The organism is Streptomyces sp. NPDC093261, from assembly GCF_044753645.1.
Lineage (GTDB): Bacteria > Actinomycetota > Actinomycetes > Streptomycetales > Streptomycetaceae > Streptomyces.
This window is the reverse complement of record NZ_JBIVNO010000019.1, coordinates 81,138-101,131: the sequence shown is the minus strand read 5'-3', so window position 1 is coordinate 101,131 and position 19,994 is coordinate 81,138. Positions and strand designations below refer to the sequence as shown.

Annotated in this window: 10 protein-coding genes and 3 pseudogenes; 9 read left to right on the top strand and 4 right to left on the bottom strand. The window is 68.6% G+C overall.

Annotated features, from left to right (window positions below):
• The first annotated feature begins 36 nt into the window (after window positions 1–36).
• Together ACIP94_RS30835 and ACIP94_RS30830 are read left to right on the top strand one after the other, a co-directional pair.
• Window positions 37–1,773, top strand: coding sequence for an ABC transporter ATP-binding protein (locus ACIP94_RS30835; protein ID WP_402432872.1), 1,737 nt, complete (start codon window positions 37–39; stop codon window positions 1,771–1,773).
• Window positions 1,770–3,692, top strand: coding sequence for an ABC transporter ATP-binding protein (locus ACIP94_RS30830; RefSeq protein ID WP_402432869.1), 1,923 nt, complete (start codon window positions 1,770–1,772; stop codon window positions 3,690–3,692). Before ACIP94_RS30835 ends, ACIP94_RS30830 begins: the two co-directional genes overlap by 4 nt.
• Here the strand turns inward: ACIP94_RS30830 and ACIP94_RS30825 are convergent.
• Window positions 3,682–4,842, bottom strand: coding sequence for a cytochrome P450 (locus ACIP94_RS30825; RefSeq protein WP_402432866.1), 1,161 nt, complete (start codon window positions 4,840–4,842; stop codon window positions 3,682–3,684). The two genes, ACIP94_RS30830 and ACIP94_RS30825, sit on opposite strands and share 11 nt — an antisense overlap.
• A 327-nt stretch (window positions 4,843–5,169) precedes the next feature.
• Here ACIP94_RS30825 and ACIP94_RS30820 point away from each other — a divergent pair, with 327 nt between their 5' ends.
• Complete coding sequence (locus ACIP94_RS30820) at window positions 5,170–5,877, top strand: LuxR C-terminal-related transcriptional regulator (protein WP_402432863.1); 708 nt, start codon at window positions 5,170–5,172, stop codon at window positions 5,875–5,877.
• Window positions 5,878–5,958: 81 nt separating this feature from the next.
• Here the strand turns inward: ACIP94_RS30820 and ACIP94_RS30815 are convergent, their stop codons facing one another.
• On the bottom strand, window positions 5,959–6,651 hold the full coding sequence (locus tag ACIP94_RS30815; RefSeq protein WP_402432861.1) for a PAS domain S-box protein: 693 nt from the start codon (window positions 6,649–6,651) through the stop codon (window positions 5,959–5,961).
• A complete protein-coding gene (locus ACIP94_RS30810) occupies window positions 6,644–8,296 on the bottom strand; it encodes a GMC oxidoreductase (RefSeq protein WP_402432858.1) in 1,653 nt (550 codons plus the stop codon). Before ACIP94_RS30810 ends, ACIP94_RS30815 begins: the two co-directional genes overlap by 8 nt.
• Window positions 8,297–9,598: 1,302 nt before the next feature.
• Here ACIP94_RS30810 and ACIP94_RS30805 point away from each other — a divergent pair.
• The 6 genes and pseudogenes from ACIP94_RS30805 to ACIP94_RS30780 all read left to right on the top strand — a co-directional run.
• Window positions 9,599–13,168 carry a BTAD domain-containing putative transcriptional regulator gene (locus ACIP94_RS30805; protein WP_402432854.1) on the top strand — a complete coding sequence of 1,190 codons (3,570 nt, stop codon included), beginning with the start codon at window positions 9,599–9,601 and terminating at the stop codon, window positions 13,166–13,168.
• 274 nt (window positions 13,169–13,442) lie between these two features.
• Window positions 13,443–13,801 (top strand): annotated as a pseudogene (locus tag ACIP94_RS30800) (transposase); the annotation flags it as partial.
• Window positions 13,802–14,287: 486 nt separating this feature from the next.
• Entirely contained in the window at window positions 14,288–15,553 is a 1,266-nt protein-coding gene (locus ACIP94_RS30795) for an IS110 family transposase (RefSeq protein ID WP_402432916.1), read from the top strand.
• Window positions 15,523–16,011, top strand: a pseudogene (locus ACIP94_RS30790) (IS5 family transposase); the annotation flags it as partial. The gene ACIP94_RS30795 and the pseudogene ACIP94_RS30790, both read left to right, overlap by 31 nt.
• 314 nt (window positions 16,012–16,325) lie before the next feature.
• A complete protein-coding gene (locus ACIP94_RS30785) occupies window positions 16,326–17,213 on the top strand; it encodes a 4Fe-4S domain-containing protein (protein ID WP_402432913.1) in 888 nt (295 codons plus the stop codon).
• Between the two features lie 188 nt (window positions 17,214–17,401).
• Window positions 17,402–17,854, top strand: a pseudogene (locus tag ACIP94_RS30780) (MBL fold metallo-hydrolase); the annotation flags it as partial.
• Here ACIP94_RS30780 and ACIP94_RS30775 read toward each other — a convergent pair.
• Window positions 17,809–19,968: a ricin-type beta-trefoil lectin domain protein gene (locus tag ACIP94_RS30775; RefSeq protein WP_402432851.1), complete on the bottom strand. Its 2,160-nt coding sequence runs from the start codon at window positions 19,966–19,968 to the stop codon at window positions 17,809–17,811. The pseudogene ACIP94_RS30780 and the gene ACIP94_RS30775 overlap by 46 nt on opposite strands.
• Window positions 19,969–19,994 lie beyond the last annotated feature (26 nt).

Genomic DNA, 19,994 nt, shown 5'->3' with positions numbered 1-19,994 from the left:
CCGGCGGCCAACCGCCATCGACTTCCGGAGTACCGCGTGCCCTTGCGATTGCTCGGGGCGTACCTACGCCCTTACCGAACCTGGGTCGCGCTGACCGTCACCCTCCAGATCGCGCAGACGCTGGCGCTCCTCATGCTCCCCACGTTGAGCGCACAGGTCATCGACCGGGGACTGCTGGTGGGGTCGCTGCCGGGGATCATCTGGCTGGGCACGGGGATGCTGCTCGTCGTCGTGGTCCAACTCGCCGCGCGGCTGGGAGCCGAGTACTTCGCCGCGCGTGCTGCCACCGCGGTCGGCCGCGATCTGAGGTCGGCGATGTTCCGCCACGTGCAGCGGTTCTCCGCACATGACGTGGGGCGCTTCGGCACGTCCTCCCTGGCCACCAGGACGCTCAACGACGTGCAGCAGGTCCAGACCCTCGCGGCCGACGGGCTGAGCAGCATCATCACCGCGCCGATCATATGTGTGGTGAGCGTGGTGCTCGCGCTGCGCCAGGACGTGCCGTTGGCGCTGGTCGTGATCGTGCTGATCCCGGTGACGACGGTCGTGGTGGCGGTGATCCTGACCCGGATGGGCCGGCTCTACGACCGCATCCAGGGCGGCATGGACACCATCAGCCGGCTGTTCCGTGAGCAGATCACCGGCGTGCGCGTGGTACGTGCCTTCGTCCGGGACACGCACGAGCAGGAGCGGTTCGGCACGGCGAACACCGAGATGTTCGTGCTGACCCGCAGGGTGCGTCGGCTCGCGGCCGGCATGTTCCCGCTGGTGTGGCTGCTGGGCAACGGGTTCACCGTGGTGGTGGCGTGGATCGGCGCGAAGCGGATCGCCTCGGGCGCACTGCAGGTCGGAGCGCTGAGCGCGTTCCTCGGCTACATCGTGCTGGTGCTGACCTCGATGGTCATCGCCATGTACGTCATGCTCACGGTTCCGAGGGCCGCCGCTGCCGCGCGGCGCATCCGTGAGGTACTCGACACCGGCCCGGGGATGGCCACGTCCTCCCAGCCGGTCGTGTCCGGGCCGCGGCCGGGGCACCTGGAACTGCGCGGCGTCGGGTTCCGTTATCCCGGCGCGGAGGAGCCGTTCCTGCACGGCATCGACCTGAGCGCCGGGCCCGGCCAGACCGTGGCGGTGATCGGCGGCACCGGGAGCGGCAAGACCACCCTGTTGAACCTGGTGGTGCGGCTGTTCGACGCCACGTCCGGGTCGGTGCTGGTGGACGGGGCCGACGTGCGTGATCTGGACGCCGGCACCCGGAGTCGGGCCGTGGGTCTGGTCGCGCAGCAGCCTTACCTCTTCGCGGGAACAGTCGCCTCCAACCTGCGCTGGGGCAACGAGAACGCCACCGACGCGGATCTCTGGCACGCGCTCGAGACCGCCCAGGCCCGCGAGTTCGTGGCGGCGATGCCGGGTGGGCTGCAAGCGGAGATCACCCAGGGCGGCACGAACGTCTCGGGCGGGCAGCGGCAGCGGCTCGCCCTCGCGAGAACCCTGCTGCGACGGCCCGGGATCTACCTGTTCGACGACTGTTTCTCCGGCCTGGACGCCGCGACGGACCTGGCCGTGCGCAACGCACTGGCCCCGGAACTCGCCGACGCGACGGTGGTGATCGTCGCGCAGCGGGTGGGCGCCATCAAGAACGCCGACCTGGTCCTCGTGCTGGAGGACGGCCGCGTGGTGGGCCGGGGCTCTCACGAGCAACTGCTGACGGAGAACGGGACGTACAGGGAGATCGTGCGGTCCCAGCTCGACAACGTGGAGGAAGCGGCGTGACCGAGAAGAAGCAGGCCGCCGACCCGGGGGGAACCCTGCGGGCGATCGCGCGGCTGATGCGCCCGCACCGGACGGTCCTCGCCGTCACCGTTCTGGTGAGCCTCGCCGGTGTCGTGGTGAACATCATCGCCCCGCTCCGCCTCGGGCACGCCACCAATCTGATCGTCGCCGGCGTGGCCGGTGAGGCACTGCCGGCCGGGCTCACGAAGGGGCAGGCACTGGCCCGGCTCCGCGCGGAGGGGCACGGCACCCTCGCATCCGTGTACGACACGGTCGACTTCACACCCGGTCACGGCATCGACTTCGCGGCGGTGGCGTCGGTGTTGTTGACGGCGCTGGCTCTGTACGCGGCCGGGGCGGCCGCCAACTTCGTACAGGAGCGCATGGCGGCCAACGTCGTGCAGGCGATCGCCCGGGACGTCAGGACCCGAGCGGAGGCCAAACTGGCCCGGCTGCCCCTCGGCTACTTCGACGGGCAGCCGCGCGGCGAGCTGCTGAACCGCGTCACCAACGACGTCGACAATCTGCAACAGGTGCTCCAGCAGACGCTCAGTCAGCTGGGCACCGCCGTAATGTACGCAAGCGGCCTCACCACGGTGATGTTCGTGATCTCGCCGCTGCTGGCAGCTCTGCTGCTGGCGAGCCTCCCGGTGTGCGCCGTGATCGCGACGAAGCTGAGTGCCCGGGCACGGCCGCGGTTCGCCGAGCAGTGGGCCGCGACCGGCGCCCTGGCCACGCACGTCGAGGACATGTACACCGGACACGCGCTTGTACGGGTGTTCGGACGGCAGGCCCACAGCGAGGCGGAGTTCGACGAGCACAACGAGAAGGCGTACCGGGCGGGCTCGGCCGCGCAGTTCCTCGCGGCGACCGTCGAACCCGCGCTGGGCTTCGTGTCGAACCTGAACTACGTCGCCGTGTCCGTCATCGGTGTGCTGCGGGTCGCCTCGGGCGCCCTGTCCCTCGGCGAGGTGCAGGCCTTCCTCCAGTACACCAACCAGTTCAGCAACCAGGCCGGCCAGATCGGCGCGGTGGTCGGCAAGCTCCAGTCCGGCCTGACCTCGGCCGAACGCGTCTTCGCCTTCCTCGACGCCGACGAGCAATCGGCCGAACCCGCCGAACCGGCCTCGCTCGCCACCGTGTCCGGTCACGTCGAGTTCCAGGACGTCAGCTTCCGCTACAGACGGGACCGTCCGCTGATCGAGAACTTTTCCTTGTCGGTGCCGCCGGGGACCACGGTCGCGATCGTGGGACCGACCGGCGCGGGCAAGACGACACTCGGCAACCTGCTGATGCGCTTCTACGAACCCGATGCCGGGCGGGTCCTGCTCGACGGCGTGGACATCGCGGCGATGAGCCGCGAGGATCTCCGCTCGCGCATGGGGCTGGTGCTCCAGGACACCTGGCTGTTCGAGGGGACGGTGGCGGAGAACATCGCGTACGGGCGCCCGGGGGCGACGCGCGAGGAGGTCGTCACCGCGGCCAGGGCCATGCGGGTGGACCACTTCTTGAGGACGCTTCCGAAGGGTTACGACACGGTGCTCGACGAGGCAACGGGCATGAGCGCCGGCGAGAGACAGCTCATCACGGTGGCGCGGGCGTTCCTCGCCTCGCCGTCCGTGCTGATCCTCGACGAAGCGACCAGCTCGGTGGACACACGCAGCGAACTGCTGGTGCAGCAGGCCATGGCAAGGCTGCGCCGGGGCCGCACCAGTTTCGTGATCGCGCACCGGCTGTCCACCATCCGTGACGCCGACCTGATCCTCGTCATGCACCGGGGCCGGGTCGTCGAGCAGGGCACGCACGACGAACTCCTCGTCGCCGACGGCGCCTACGCCCGCCTGTACACGGCGCAGTTCGAAGCGGTGTCGGGAGACACACAAAGGGGTGCCTCCCGACAGAGCGGTCTCACCAGGTGATGCTCAGCTCGGGCATGGTCGAGAAGAGCCGGTCCGTCTCGCGGTTCAGCTCGTCGAGCGGCACCGCGAGACGGATGGAGGGCGCTCGCTCGAACAGGGTCGTGTAGACGGTCCGCAGCTCCATCCGGGCCAGGGGCGCACCGAGACAGCGCCAGATTCCGTGCGCGAACGCCAGGTGCTGGTTCGGGCTGCGCGTGAGGTCGACGACCTCCGGGTTCTCGAAGGCCCGTGGGTCGAAGTTGGCCAGCGCGAAGTCCGGCAGCACGAGGTCTCCGGCCCGGATGGTCACCCCTGCGATCTCGATGTCCGCGTTGGCGTAATGGGGTTGCGCCCCGCCACCGTGACTCGCGGTGCGCAGCATCTCCTCGACCACCGGCTCGACCAGCGCGGGGTCGTGGCTCAACGCCTCTCGCAGCGCGTCATCGATGGCCAGCCGAGCCACGCCGAACCCGATGTGCGTGGCGACGCTCTCGCCGCCGGCGAACAGCAGCATCGCGACCAGCGTCGCCACCCGCTCGTCGGTCTGTCCCGCGGCGACCAGTCCGGAAATCATGTCCTCGCGCGGTTCGGCCCGCCTCTGCGCCGCGATCCCGGCCAGGTAGGCGTCGAGGGTGGCGTCGCCGCCGCCCGCGCCGAGGCCGGCCATCCGGTGCAGAAGTCGGCCGACCAGTTCCTGGTCGGCCACGGGGATGCCGGCGAGCTCGCACAGCACTCGCATGGCCAACGGCCGCGCCAGCATCTTCTGCAGTTCCGCCGGGGGTTCGCCGGCCAGCATCGTCTCGACCAGTTCCGCCACAGCCGCTTCGACCTTGGGCTGCATCGCCCGCATGGACGTGCGGGAGAAGTACGGCGTGAGCAACGTCCGGATCTCGGCATGACGTTCGAACTCGGCCATGATCTGCTCGAAGACCGGACTCGGCGCGTATTTCGGTGCGTTGACCGGGTCGGGATGTGAGCGGCCCAGCCTTCTGTCGACAAGCAGCCGCTTGATCTCGGAAGCGCCCATGACCAGCCAGGCCTCGTCACCGGTGTAGGTCCTGACCTTCCAGATGGGCCGTTCCGCCTGCATCGCCCGCAGTTCCTCGTTGATGCCGAGGAGCGGCGCGGTCAGGGACGCCATCGAAGGAATGTTGTTTTCGGCCATGGTCATGGCTCGCGTCCTCTCCGCATGAAGGCCGGTAGCACCGGACAGTCTCACGAGGCCGTCGGCCGGAAATCCCTAGACAGCCGGCTGACACACCCGACGCGATGACACCGGGCGGGAACCGTGACGCTAATCACGTCGAGTTGCGTCGTGGATAAACGGGCAACTAGCCTTTGATACAAGAAGTATCTGGGCTGGAACCGATTTTCCGACGACCTCCGTCCGACACTGACGCTTCGTCTGAGACCTCGGACATCGGGGCTCTGGGTAATGTTGACCGGACCAGCAGAAGCCACTGGCGCAGTCGCCTGACAACTTCCTACGAGGAACTTCATGCCAGATGCATTAGATTGCCCGACGGAACGCCCCCGGGATGATATTTATCCCTCTCTGCCGCACCAACGCACACCGTCCCGGTCGGCCGCCATGTTCCGTTCCCTTTTCGAGCGTTCCGGAGTCGGAATGGCGGCCCTGGACTCGCACAGCCGGATCCGGCGGGCCAACGATGCCATGCTCGCCCTGCTGGACCGCAGCACCTCCGAGGTCCGTGACATCGCGTTCGCCGACCTTCTCCACCCTGACAGCCGCTTCCGGCTGCAGGTCGGTTTCGATCAGCTCCGCCTCGGCCGCACCGGCCGTTTCACCGAGTATGTCAAGGCAGCGCGTCCGGAGAACGCGGTGGGGGGCAATCTCACGGCGTTGCGGATGCGGGCCGATGCCCGCGCCGACAGCCCGCTTCTCGTGCTGATCCAGGTCGACCCTCCGACCGCCGAATGCCCCCCAGGCGGTGCCCGGTCGACTCTGTTGAGCGAGATGGAGGCCAGCATCCTCGAGAAGGTCGCCGCCGGTGCCTCCACCGTGCAGTTGGCCGGTCAGCTGCACCTGAGCTGTAAAGGCATCGAGTACCACGTCAGCGCCATGCTCCGAAAGCTGGACGTGCCCAACCGGCCGGCGCTTGTCTCCCGTGCCTACACGCTGGGCATCCTGAGCAGCGGCAGTTGGCCACCCCGGGTGCAGCAGGAGTACGTCAAAAGCCCTTGACGAGTCCGGTTGAAACCCTGATCCGACAGAAGGCGGAGCCGCCCGGCAGACCATCGGGCGGCTCCGCCTTCTGTCGTGTCCTCAGGCCTGCACGTAGGCCGACTGCACGGTGGGCGGCCAACTCTCGGTGGTCAGCACGCCCATGGAGTAGGCCTTCGAGCTCAGTTCGGTTCGGTTGATGGCCTTGAACCTGCGCAACAGAGCCGTGATCCGGTACTCCACCCCGCCCCGGCTCATGTGCAGAACGGTCGCCAGCTTGTCCGTGGACATCCCTGCGGCGACGCCTTCCAGGATCTTGGCGTCCATCGGGGCGAGCAGCATTCCACGCTGAACCATTGCCTGCGCCTTGCCGACCCGGGAAGTCCGGCCCACCAACACCAGAATGGAATCGACCTCACCGAGTGACCTGACCACCGATACGGCGATCAGCTCACCGAACAGCAGCGCGCCGTCCTGCCTGACCGCGATGAACTTTCCCCCGATACGGTCACGCTCACCGGCGCTGAGCAGTTCCAGATCGCGGCCTATGGATCGTCGTACCGTCGGATGCAGGAGAGCCGAGAACGGACGACCGTAACTGTCCTGGGGATTGCCGCCGAACTGTGCGAGGAAGTCGGCGTTGGCTTCACGAAGGCACAAAGAACGATCCAGCGTGGCCATACACAGCCCGGACTGCTCGAACATCAACCGGAATATCTCACCGTACTCCGATCTTTGTTTCGTCGCAGTGGACGAAAAATGGGCCACCGTCGTGGCACGCGTTTCGTCAATCACGGTGTGAATCCTTGACGTCCTCCCGGATGATGCGCTCGACGTTCCGCTCCGCCAACGCCGTGATGGTCACGAACGGATTGACGCCGATGCTGCCGGGTATGAGCGAGCCGTCGGTCACATAGAGGTTCTTGTATCCGGTGACGCGGCCGTAGTTGTCGGTTGCCTTGCCGAGGACGCAGCCGCCGAGCGGGTGGTAGCAGAAGTCGTCGGCGAAGGCCTTGAGCTGCTTGCCGAAGAGGTCGTAGCGGTACATCGTGGTGTTGGCCTTGTTGATGCGGTCGAACAGCGACTTCGCGGCCGCGACCGCGGGCGCGTTCTGCTCCCGGGTCCAGCGCAGGTCCGCCCGGTCCTTGGCGGCGTCGTAGACGAAGGTGCCGCGCTCCGGGTTCTTGGTGATGGCCAGGTACAGGCTGACCCAGGTCTCCAGGCCGGCGGGCATGGGGGCGATCTCGGCGAAGACAGGGTTGTCGGGGTTGTCCCAGTCGTCGATGCCGAGGGCGGGGATCGACGACTGCCTGGCGCCCGTGGGGTTCCACACGTGATTGGCTCGGGCGGTCATGACGTTGCCGTTGGGGCCCCAGCCGCTGCCGATCTCCGAGTTGAGGTTCACGAGCGTGCCGGTCTCCCGGGCACGCAGCAGCAGTTCGGTCGAGCCGAGGCTGCCTGCGCCGAGGAAGAGGTGGCGACAGGAGATCTCCTTGGTCGCCAGCAGCTTGCCGCCGGCGTCCTTCTGCTCGACAGTCAGCAGGTAGGTGCCGTCGTTGCACTGCCGGATCGTCTTGACCTGGTGCAGGGTCTCGATGACGACGTTGCCGGTACCGAGGGCGGCGGCCAGATAGCTCTTGTCGAGAGAGACCTTGCCGTGGTTGTTGCCGTAGATGACCTCGGCGGCCAGCGCGGACTTGGGCACCGTGCCGTCCGCCTCACGGCGCATGTAGTCCCAGTCGTACACGTTGGGCACGAAGGTGCTGCCGACGCCCGCCTTCGAAGCCTGCTCGCGCCCGACGCGCGCGTACGTGTACCACTCCGTCTGCTCGAACCAGGCCTTGTCGATGTTCTTCACGCGAAGGCCGGAGTTCGCGCGCGGGAAGTACGTGCTGTACATCTCGTCGGCGTCGACCTGGGGCAGCACCTCCTCGAAGTACGAGCGCCGGGGCGTGACCGCCATGCCGCCGTTGACGAGCGAACCGCCGCCGACACCGCGTCCCACGTACACGGACATCTGGTCGAAGTTGACCCGGTCCAGTACACCGGCGTATGGCTCGATGTCCCGGTCGACGACGTCGAGCCACAGGAAGGAGCCGAGCGGGGCCTCGGTGCGGGTCTTGAACCAGCTGGAGCGCTTGTCAGGCTCGAGCATCCCGCAGAAGACGTCGCCGTCGGGACCCGGCCGGTTCCACAGCCGGCCCATCTCCAGCATCAGGGTGGATACTCCTGCCTCGCCCAGACGCAGGGCGGAGACGGCCGCGCCGTATCCGGTGCCGACCACGACAGCGGGGACGAACGTGCCGTCGGAGACACCGGCCGCGGTCGCGGCGGCGGCCCGGGGGGCCGCGGTGATCGTGCTCTGCCCTGCGAGTACGGCGGCGCCCAAGGCCGCCAGACCGAGCATGCGCCGGCGCGGCAGGGACTGGTGTGCGTTCATGTGCTGTGCTCCTGAGCGGGGAAAGAGGGAAGAGGAATCGGAAGGCCGACCGGACCTGCGCGGCCTGGTGTGTGTCCGGTGAAGTGCGAAGGCGGTCGCCGACATCCGGATCGGGTGCGCGGACGTTGCGGAGGCCGGGCCATGGGCGGGCGGCCACTCAACGTGCGGAAGAGGCCGTGAGGCATGGTTCGCTCACGGGCGGACCCACGCTCACACGTGCGTCATCGGGCGTGCGCCGGGCCGAGCGGCAGCCGGTGGAACGCGGCCGGTCCGGGCCGTCCCGTACCAGGGACCGCGGCGGGCACCGGTGAGACGCCTCACCACGGCGCGCGGACTCGCTCCAGCCGTCCTGCCCTCTCGCCGACGGGTGACCGGCGACGCGTGCCCGGCGACGCGTGCCCGCGCCCGTTCACCTCACGATGTCATCGACGACCTCGGACAGCCGAGCGCCGGCAGGCAGGTCGTGTGGCGTCCGACGCTCCGGCGGCCGAAGCAGCGGCTTTCCGCCAAAGGCACGGTGACGGCAGCAATTCCGAGAACAGGCCCTCGGACGGGTCATTGAACCAGCCGGTGAACTGCCGGAGATTCCTGGTTCACCTGCTGAACGGTCAGTGCGGTATCGAGGCTTGCCACGCGCAGGCCCGGAGCTGCAAGTGCTGTACTCAGCAAGAAAAGGCCCCCCTGTCCGAAACTTGAGCACGAATCAATCCGGAGGCCGGTGTGCGGTCGTCGGACCGCCCGCAGGGGCGTCGTCGGCCCTGGACCAGCAGTGTCTCCGGACACCGGAATCGTGCGTCACCGCCCTTGCGGGGTCCTGGTCGAGCCACTGACGGCCCCTTGCCGTCGGCCGCTGCCCTTCTTCCGCCCCCTGGACGGAATACTTGCCCAAGGGCTGCCGATTTCTTGCCGATCGGAGCAAGGTGGTGGCCCGAGACTCATCGACTTCGTCATCACGAGGCCGGAGTTCGCGGCACGGTCCGCTGGGCCCGAAGCAGCCCTGCGCGTCCGCCACTGCCTGGGACACCGTGTCGCGCGTCACCCGGACCGCGGCCTCCCGTGGCTCCGCCGCAGCTCCGCGGTCGACGATTCCCCGGGCGTGCCTACCCAGCGGTATCGGCCATCAGGGTCCATGCACGCGCAAGGGCCACCTGTCACGACCGCGGGTAACACCATTACGGTTTCTTCGTGATCAGTACTGCCCAGTACCCGCTCCTCCGTGATGGAGCCGAAATCGCCGATGGCACTTCACCGCTGTCGGCCGTCGGCATCAACTCCGGCCACGGCTGAACGAGGGGGACCGTCATGCCCATACCCCCGACCGCGAACGGGACACCCACGAACACCAGCCAGTCTGAGCCCTTCCTGAGCGTTCTGGGACCCATGTCGGCGCACCTCAACGGACACGACCTCCCGCTCGGCCCGCCGCGACGACGGACGCTGTTGGCGCTGCTGCTCATCCGTCTCGGCCGCGTAGTGCCTACCGAACTGCTTGTGGAGGAACTCTGGGGTGACGGAGCACCCCGCCACGCCGTCGCCACCCTGCAGAGCCATATCTCCCATCTGCGCCGATCACTGCACGCGGCGGCGGGACCGGGTGGTCCCTCGGTGCTGCGTCACAGGACACCCGGCTACGTCCTCGACCTCGATCCCGAGCACGTCGATGCCTGCCGCTTCGAGCGTCTGGTCACCGACGGACGGCGACTGCTCAGGCAGAGCGATCCGCGTACCGCGCAGGCCCGGCTCACCGAGGCCCTCGGGCTGTGGCACGGTTCGCCGTACGCGGAGTTCGACAGCCATCCGCCGCTCAGCGACGAGTGTGCCCGACTCGAACTGATCCGGCTCACCGCCGTGGAGTCCCGCGCGGAGGCGCGGCTGGCTCTCGGCGCGGCCGAGGAGGTCGCCGCCGATCTGGACGGCGAAGCGCGCCGTCATCCCACACGCGAGCGACTGGTCGGCCACCTCATGACAGCACTGTCCCGACTCGGCCGACAGGCCGAGGCGCTGGAGGTGTACGAGCGGACGCGCAGCCATCTGGCCGAGGAGTTCGGTGTCGACATCGCGGCCGAACTGCGCCGGGTCAGGGACCTGATAGTGCGCCAGGAGCCGGGAGCGAGCGCTCCGTCCGAGGAGCTCCCTCCCGCACCGCTTGCGTCCACCGGCCCCTCCCCCGTGCCGCCAGTGGGGAACGAGACCGCAGCCGGCGCGCCACCGGGCCCGGCACACTCCGACGGCTCCGAGGACGGCAGCACGGCCGTCACGGATGGCGGGCACGGCAGGGCGATGGCGACCGACGACGCCCGCGCGGCGGCCGGCTCGCCATCATCCGCCGGACGCGACGGGATCACGGGCATCGACGCGCGCCCGAAGGCGCGGGTCGATCTGCCGCCCGGGGCAGGGGCGGACGCCGACGGCGCGCAGGACGGGAGAGCACGGTGGCGGGGCTTACCCTGGCCGGCGCACGAGCCGGCAACTGCCCCGGGAGCCGACGCCTCCCCGGAGCCCGAGTCGGGGCGGACGGCTGCCCCTTCACCGTTCACCGGCCGCGGCCAGGAACTCGATCGTCTGACGGCCGCCGCCGCGAGCGCCGCCGTGGGCCACGGCCACGTGGCCGGCGTCCTCGGCCCCCCGGGCGTCGGAAAGACCCGCCTGCTGCTCGAACTCGCCGCACGTCTGGAAAGCATGGAGGCGCAGCAGCAGGACACCGGGCTGGAGGTTGTCTGGAGCCACTGCTTCCCCGATGAGGGCGTCCCCGCCTACTGGCTGTGGACCCAGGTCCTGCGGCGGCTGTCCGCCACCCGGCCGGACGCCTTCCGCGAGGCGGCGCGGCCGTACGACGCCCTGCTCGCCCCGCTCATACCCGAACGGTCGGCGGCCCGGACCGGAGACCCCGGAGTGTCCGCCAACGGGCCCCAGGACCGCTTCCTCGCCCATGACGCCGTCTGCGAGGTGCTGCTCGACCTCGCCGGGCGAAACCCGCTCGTGCTGCTCCTCGAGGATCTGCAATGGGCGGACACCGCCTCCCTCGACCTCCTCAGGCTGCTGCGCACCCGGAGCCAGGGCCATCCGCTCGGGATCGTGTTCACGGCCCGGGAGTTCGAGGCCGAGTCGGACGGGACGCTGCGCCGGATCATCTCCGACGTGTTACGCGGGCCCAGAACCGAGACGCTGCGGCTGGGCGGGCTCTCCCTGCACGGCGTCGCCGACCTTGTCGAGGCACATGCGGGGTCCGGTGTGGACCCGAAGGTCGTCGAGGTGCTGCACCGGCGCAGTGAAGGCAATCCGTACTTCGTGATGCAGCTGCTCTCCCTCGTGGGCGACGCGCGCAGACTCCGTCGCCCGGACGCGGCCGACGCGCTCCTGGTGCACATCCCCACCGGCATTCGCGAGGCGCTGCATCAGCGGTTCGCCGCGCTGCCCGAGCCGGTGCTGCGGTTGCTCCGGTTGTGCGCCGTCATGGGCACCGAGGTGGACACCGACCTGCTGCACCGGACCGCCACGCCCGGCGAACCGGTCGCCACCGGTCTCGAATCGGCCCTGCGCGCCGGTCTGCTCGGGGAGGAGCCGCATGATCCAGGGCGGCTGCACTTCGCTCACGCCCTGGTCCAGGAGACGCTCATCGACGAACTGCCCCGTGCGGACCGCCACCGCCTGCACGCCAGGATCGCCGAGGCGCTGGGCGCACGCCGGGGCGGGCAGATGGGCGACGAGGAGATCGAACGGGTGGCGCATCACAGCTGGCACGCCAAGAGCGTGCTGCCCGCCGCCCAGGTGCTGCCCCGGCTGCTGCTCGCCGCGGAACACGCCGAGCTGTCCATGGCGTACGAGCAGGTGGAGATCTGGCTGCGCCGCGCACAGCACCTGATCGAATTCCTGCCGCCGGACGATCCCGCCACGGTGCGGCTGGAGCAGAAGCTGCACATCCAGCTCGGCCAGGTACTCGCCACCACGCGCGGCTACGGAGACCGCGAGGCCGAGACGGCCCTGACACGCGGTCGCGCCCTGAACGCGGCCACGCAGGCTCCCGAGGACCCGTCGGTGCTCTGGGCGCTGTGCGCGGCGCATCTGGTCACCGGCCGCTACGACACCTCGCGACAGCTGTCCGGCCTGCTGCGGGACATCTCGCGCCGGACCTCGGAGCCCTTGGCGGCGCTCGGCGCGGCCTACGGCGAAGGCATCGTGCTGCATGTGCGCGGAATGCTGCCGCAGGCGCTCGCCGAACTGGAGCACAGCGTCGACACGGCGGACCGTGTGGCCGACGAGGCCCATGTGCTGGCGCGTACCTTCCAGCACGACCCGCGCGTCTCCTGCCGCTCCTACGACACCTTCACCCACTGGCTCCTCGGGAACCGGGAGACCGCCGATGCGCGCCGGCGGGAACTGCTGAGCATCACCGAGTACGGGAGCAGGCCCTCCGATCGCTCCTTCGCACTGTACGTGGACGGGGTCGTGGCGGCCTGGGAGGGTGACATCCACACCGCGCTCACCTCGAGCGACGAGGGTGTCCGGGTCGCGGGCGAGTACGGACTGCTCTACTGGAAGGCGATGCTGGGCGTCGTCAAGGGGTGGGGCCTGGCGCAGGCGGGAGACCCCGACGACGGCCTGGCCCTCATGCACACCTCGCTGACCGACCTGGGCCGGTCCGGGACATACCTACGCTACCCCCTCCACCTGGGCCTGCTGGGGCAGGCGCAGGTGGACAGTGGGCGTACCGAGGCGGCCAGGACCACCTTCCGGACGATGCTGGCCGCGGTCGGACAACGCCGTGAGCGTGTGTACCTCCACCCGGCACTGCCCGCGACCCCGCTGCTGCACGAACTGCTGGGCCGGGGTGCCGACGAGTGGCTCGACCCGACCGGTTCCCTGTCCCCGTGAGTCACCACCGCGGGACCCCGGCGAGCGGTGGCCCCGGCCGTCCGGCTCCCGGAGAGCCACCGCCCGCGCGGTCGCAGGCCTCGCCGCACGACGCTGCGCCAACGGTCGCGAGGTCCAGGCCGCGATAGGTGAACCGACGGCGAGAGTGCCTGCAGCCCGAACGGCCTGGACATGCCCAGATCGACGCTGTCCAACCATTGGTGGATCCTGCGAGAAGCCGGAATTAAATGTCGTCTCATTTGGCGGGATCGGTAGCCTGAGCGCGTGCTGATCGTTGGAACGCTTGGTGCCGGACGAGTTGTACGAGCTCTTCCAGCGGGTGGTACCTCCTGCTTCGACCCGACAACAAGGTGGGGGCAGACGACGCTACGGTGACCGTGAGGTCCTCGCGGCGATCATCTATGTGGCCACCACAGGCTGTACCTGGCGGCAGTTGCCGCCGGTCTTCGGGCCGTCGGGACCGATCGCACACCGACGCTTCACCGAGTGGACCGCCGCCCGGGTCTGGGCCAAGCTCCACCGGGTCATCCTCGACGAACTGGGGTCGCGCGGGGACCTTGACTGGTCGCGCTGCGCGATCGACTCGGTGAACATGAGGGCCTTGAAAGGGGGGAGCTGACAGGTCCGAATCCTAATGGGCTGCGAAGCGAGTCATCGCTTTCCGAATCCGGAGTGAGAGCTCTTTCGACAGACCGCGAGGCTCGCTTCAGCAGCGGTTCCGGTCAGGACGAAGATCTCATCCGCCACCTGGGCAGGAAGTCCTCTGCTGAGAGCGATCAGGTTCCGGCCGGAACCGTTTGCAGCCTCCCACCTTCGCGAGCACGGCAGCACCTCGCGAGGACAAAAACTCTCCAAGTGGGTCTCAGCAGACCCAGTTCAGATCACGTCACCAGACGGTACGCAGCGAACGCTTCGATGGTCGTGGCCTGAGCCAACCGCACGGAGCACCTTTCATCGCGTCGCGAGCCCGAGAGCTCTCACGAAGACGAAGAACCGTGCAGTTCGCTGGGGTTGCGAACGGCTGGTGGGATGTTGTGCCTTGAGCACTTCCATTAGGGAGCACGCGCACCCCGCATAGGCTCTGACCTGCAGAGATGGTGGATCACCAGGGAGAACATGATGGAAATCGCAGGGTTACCAGTGCCGGTGTTCTGCGGGGTGGACTGGGCAGAAGACCACCACGATGTCGCGCTTGTCAACGCTGGCGGAATAAGGCTCGCCAAGCTGCGAATCAGCGACGACGCTGCTGGATTCACCCAGCTCACGGCTCTGCTGACCGAGCATGGAGACAGCAAGGATCACCCGATTCCGGTCGCGATCGAGACGTCCCGGGGACTACTGGTCGCCTGTTTGCGGGCGACGGGACGTCCAGTGTTCGCGATCAATCCTCTGGCTGTGGCCCGCTATCGAGACCGGCACTCGGTCGCGAGGAAGAAGTCGGACGCCATCGACGCTGCTGCCCTGGCGAACATCCTGCGCACTGACATGGCCGCCCACCGGCCTCTGCCGAAGGATTCCGAACTGGCCCAGGCGATTGCGGTGCTGGCCCGAGCCCAGCAGGACGCCGTCTGGGACCGGGTCCAGGCCCACAACAAACTCCGCTCTCAACTGCGTGAGTTCTACCCTGCGATCCTTGCAGCCTTCGCTGACAAACGGGACGGCATCTGCTCGCCCGAGGCCCGGACCATCCTGGCCGCGGCGCCGACGCCCACAGCGGCGGCCCACCTCGCACGCCGACGTCTGCAGTCCCTGCTCAAACAGGCTGGACGCCTGCGCGGCATCGAAGCCGAGGCCGACCGGCTCCACGAGGTCCTCCACCGCGAGTACCTCCACCAACCACCTCAGGTTGAGGAGGCCTTCGGCCAGCAGACCACTGCATTGCTTCGTCAGCTGGAAGCAGCCTGCACCAATGCCGACCAGCTCGAAGCCGCCACAAGAGAGACCTTCGAGCAGCATCCGGACGCCCCGATCGTCTCCAGCTTTCCGGGCCTCGGGTCCCTCACCGGGGCCCGGGTCCTGGCCGAGATCGGCGATGACCGGGCTCGTTTTACGACCGCCGGAGCGATGAAGGCATACGCCGGCAGTGCACCGGTCACCCGGGCGAGCGGCAAAAGCTGCACGGTGATGGCCCGCCGGGTCAAGAACCAGCGGCTGGCCGCCGTCGGCTATGTCTGGGCCTTCGCCTCCCTGACCGCCTCCCCGGGCGCCAGAGCCCACTACGACCGCCGCAAAGAAGCAGGTGATCGCCACATCGCCGCCCAACGCAACCTCTTCAACCGCTTCATGGGGATGCTCTTCCACTGCCTCCAACACGGCGAGTACTACGACGAGGAGAAGGCCTTTCCCAACCAGCCTGGAGGAGACCTCCCGGCACAAGCCGCTTGACGCGTTACCTGCGTGGGATGTCTGTCGATCGAGGCAAGAAGGGGTCGAAGATCCACCTGGTCACCGAGCGGACCGGTTTACCCCTGTCCGTCGGTATCTCCGGCGCGAGCCTGCACGACAGCCAGGCACTCAAACCGCTCGTCCGGGGCATCCCGCCGATCCGCCCCCGCCGCGGGCCACGCCGACGAAGGCCCGCCAAGCTGCATGCGGACAAGGGGTACGACTATGACGACCTGCGTCGATGGCTCCGGGGACGAGGCATCCGGCATCGCATCGCCCGCAGAGGCATCGAGTCCTCCACCCGACTGGGCTCGCACCGCCGGACGATCGAGCGCACGACGTCCCGGCTCGCCGGAAGCCGCCGCCTACACCGCCGCTACGCACGCAAGGCCGAACACTTCCTCGCGTTCACCGCCATCGCCTGCAGCCTCATCTGCTACCGCAGACTCACCAAATGAGACGACGTCTTAGTGATCCTCATGGCCTTCACCCTGCCAACCGACCCGGCAGTGCAACACCTACGTTCGCGATCAGCCGAAGCAGATGGACGAGTACCCCGTGGCCTGGCTGCCCCAACCAGCAAGATCACGATCTACAGCTGGATTAGTAGACAGAGCACTCCTTCCAAAATTGTGAACCGCATATGAGAGAAGGCGTCCGAGAACAGCAATTTCCGGGAAAGTCAACAACATTCCGCGATTGGTTATCTCGCCTGGCACGTGATATTCAATTGGGCGCCAATCTTCACCACCCTGCGCGGAGGGATCACGCCATGAACGAGCACTCGGCCGGCGCCGCTTGGCGCGTCGATCGTCGCTGCACCAACTGCGACGTCGCCCGGCAACTCGCGCCGGAACTGGTCGCCGAGGTCGCCGGCCGCTCCTCGATCGTCCGCCAGCCGCGCACGGACGCGGAGGAAAAGACGTTGTACGCCGCGGCATTCGCGTGCCACACCCGATCGATCCGGCACGGCATGCGCGCACCGCACCCGGCACTTGATCCCTTTCCCCTACGCCTTGCCGAGCACGTGTACCTGTGCGGGCACAACTCGCCGCACACCGCCGGCGCGAACTCCTACCTGCTGCGCCGGCCGGCTGGAACCCTGATGATGATCGACACGCCGCGCTGGAGTCCCGCCCTGGCCACGAAATACGCGACCCTCGGACCGATCACCGACGTGCTGCTCACCCATCGCGACCACGCCGCGCACGGCGGCCAATACGCCGACCGGTTCGGCGCCCGCCTGTGGATCCACGAAGGAGACCTGGCCGCCGCGCCAGACGCCGGCGGCATTCTCCGGGGCACCGAGCCGATCGAGATCGCCGACGGCGTGACCGCGCACCCGCTGCCCGGGCACACCGAGGGCAGCGTGCTGTACCTCGCCGACGCCACCTACTGCTTCAGCGGTGACAGTTTCTACTGGTCCCGGACTGACGGCGACGTCGCCGTCGCCGAGTCGGTCACCTGGTACTCCATCACCGAACTGGCCGCATCGCTGGCCCGTACAGCACCGCGGGTGCGATTCGAATGGCTGCTGCCCGGCCACGGCGACCGCAAGCAGCTACCTGCCGACGAGTTCGCCTGCCGGATGCACGGCCTGGCCACCCGCACCGCAGACCTCTCACCCCGACCTATCGACTTCACCGCACTGCGCTGGTAGCTCACCGGCTCCGCACCACGGAGAACCCGTGCCACTCCTTGCTCCTGGCGTCATCCACATCGCCACATCCAAGACCAACAACGCCTACCTGATCGAGGGTGATGACGGCCTGACCCTCATCGACGTCGGCAGCGGCAAAGCCGTCGACCTGCTGCTGCGTACGATGACCGAGTCGGGCCGAGACCCTTGCCGACCTGAACCGGATCGTGCTCACCCATGCGCACCCCGACCACGTGCAGGGCGCGCCCGCACTGCGCGAGCACACCGGTGCCCGCGTCCTGATCCATGCCGCCGACGCCGCTTGGCCGGCCGACGGACGGGTGCCGGCGGACGGCCGGTCCAGCCCGGCAGCCCGGCGATTCGACCAGCTTCCGGCCTCGCATTGGACCCCGTTCAAACCGGATGCGACGGTTGAAGACGGCGAACTCATCGCTGGTTCCGGGCGGGTTGCGCGTAATTCACACGCCGGGCCATTCCCCCGGCCACATCTCGCTGCTGCACGAACAGGTACTCGCTGCAATCACCTCCTGTCGTGTGATGCGCAGGGGCGGGCGTGGTGCAGGGCCCGCCCCTGCGCTCATCCACGTCTGTGGGCTCAGGGCAGGTGCCACACCTGGGTGGAGAGCCCGTTGCAGTCGTAGATCTGCAGCTGTGTTCCGCTCGCCGTGTTGCCCTGGGGGTCGTCCAGGCAACGTCCGGACTGGGGGTTGAACAGGCTGCCGTCGGCTCGGGGGACCCACTGTTGGCCGCCCACGCCGTTGCAGTCGTAGAGCTGGACCTTGCTGAAGTTGGCCGTGGCGTTCTTGTCGATGTCGAGGCACTTGCCGAAGGCGCGCAGGGTGCCGTCGGCGGCGGCCGTCCACCGCTGGCCGGGCACCTGGTTGCAGTCCCAGAGCTGGGCCGCGTTCTGGTTGGTGTTCGTGTTGGTGTTGACGTCGAGGCACTTGCCGGTGGTGCCGGGGCCCGTGACGGCGCCCGCTGTGCGGACGGTGATGTTGCGCCAGGACGCGGTGGTGCCGTAGTCGCGGACACCGACGGAGCCGTGGGAGAAGGCGCAGTCGCTCAGGCTGAGGTAGGCGGGGTTGCTCCAGGAACCGGACGGCACTCCCTGGACGGAGACGACGCAGCCGCTGACCTGGACGGTCAGGTGGTACCAGGTGCCGGGGGACAGGCCGCCGGGTACCGGCGTGCTGCCCAACTGGGTCCAGCCGTAGTTCTCGCGTCCGATCACGAGGTCGGAGCCGGTGACGCCCACGTAGTAGCCGTCGACGTTGTCCGTGCCGGTGGTCGGGTCGGTGGCGCGGACCAGGAAGCCGGCGTTGCCGTTGCCGCTTGTGTCGCCGAGGCGGACGTCGCCCTGGAGGGTGTAGTCGGTCCAGCCGGTGGAGCCCGTGACGGCTTTGTTGCCGCCGGTGCCCGCGGCGGACTCGGTGTAGGTGCCGCCGGAAGCCGACCAGGTGCCGCCGTACTGCGTCCAGCCGCCGTCGTTGGAGGAGAAGTCGGCGGTGTACGGCAGGACGCCGGCGTTGCCCGAGCCCGTGAGCTCCTCGCAGTTGAAGGGACCGGCGGCGCCCGCCGCGCTGTAACGCACGCTCGTACCGTCGGCCGAGGGCAGCAGGTCAGGGCTGTAGTTGGTGCCGCAACCGGACGGCGCTCCGCTGGTGGGCACCGCGATGGGGGAAGGCATCCAGGACCAGGACCCACTGCCGCCGGCGGTGTTGAGGAGGACCACCTGCTGGTTCTCGGGGGACCCGCCGGCGAGGCGTGACTCGGTGTGGCCGGTGAGCATGAGCTCGCCCTTGGAGCCGCCTGCCGGGCTCCAGGCGATGACGGGGGTGCCGTACAGCTCCCGGCCGTCGTCGGTCTTGGGGACGGTGCCCAGGTCGGAGGGGCCGCTGCCCCAGGTGTCGCCGTCGGAGGACGTCTTGGTGTGCACCAGGCAGTTCTGCGGACCGCACACTTCGTAACTGGCCACGTACGTTCCGGTGGACGGTATGCGGGCCAGGGTGATCATGCCGGGTCGGTCGGCCTGTGTGGTGCTGGCGACGTCCTTGGCCTCGCCGGGAGCCACCCGCGTGCTGCCGTCGGGGTTGGCGCTCCAGGTGTCGCCGCCGTCCGTGGAGACGATGTGCCCCAGGAACTGGCTGTAGGCGGTGTTCTGGCGCTCGTCGGAGAAGTACATGAGCATCTTGCCCGCGGAGTCCAGGGCGATGAAGGGCTCCCAGATTCCGCTGCCGTCGGCTCCGTGCGCGGTCTGCGGGGCACCCACGTAGGTCCACGTGGCGCCGTGGTCGGTGCTGCGCCATTCGCGAAACGTCACGCCGGATCGGTCGGCGGGCAGTGTGGCGCCCACCAGCAGCAGGGTTCCGGCCGGGTAGGCCCCGAGGGTCCGTGGATATTCGAAGAGGAAGGGCTGGTAGGAGAAGGTGTCACCCGGGACCGTCGACAGGGTGGCCCACGAGGCACCGTCGTCGGTGCTGCGGCGGATCACATACGAGCTGGAGCTGCCGTCGGTGGTCCAGTGCTCGAAGCTCGCGAGCAGTGTTCCGTTGGCCGATCCGCTGTACTGCAGGCGGATGATGCGGGTGTAGGCCATGCCCTCCGTACTGGAGGCGGGGCTGTACAGGACGCTGCCCGGGGTGTTGGCGAAGGCGCTGGTCGGCAGGGCGAGCAGACAGAGAAGGACCGAGGCGAGCAGGCTGAGCAGGAGGCGCGCACGACGTCTGCGACAGTCGTGCGGTGGCGACGTGGCCATGGCGGCTCCTTGTGCCGTGAGGAGGG

Bases quoted from the DNA above. Each gene is read 5' to 3' on its own strand.
- ACIP94_RS30825 (WP_402432866.1), bottom strand. From the start codon at position 4,842: ATGACCATGGCCGAAAACAACATTCCTTCGATGGCGTCCCTGACCGCG.
- ACIP94_RS30805 (WP_402432854.1), top strand. From the start codon at position 9,599: ATGCCCATACCCCCGACCGCGAACGGGACACCCACGAACACCAGCCAG.
- ACIP94_RS30795 (WP_402432916.1), top strand. From the start codon at position 14,288: ATGGAAATCGCAGGGTTACCAGTGCCGGTGTTCTGCGGGGTGGACTGG.
- ACIP94_RS30785 (WP_402432913.1), top strand. From the start codon at position 16,326: ATGAACGAGCACTCGGCCGGCGCCGCTTGGCGCGTCGATCGTCGCTGC.
- ACIP94_RS30775 (WP_402432851.1), bottom strand. From the start codon at position 19,968: ATGGCCACGTCGCCACCGCACGACTGTCGCAGACGTCGTGCGCGCCTC.
- ACIP94_RS30820 (WP_402432863.1), top strand. From the start codon at position 5,170: ATGCCAGATGCATTAGATTGCCCGACGGAACGCCCCCGGGATGATATT.
- ACIP94_RS30810 (WP_402432858.1), bottom strand. From the start codon at position 8,296: ATGAACGCACACCAGTCCCTGCCGCGCCGGCGCATGCTCGGTCTGGCG.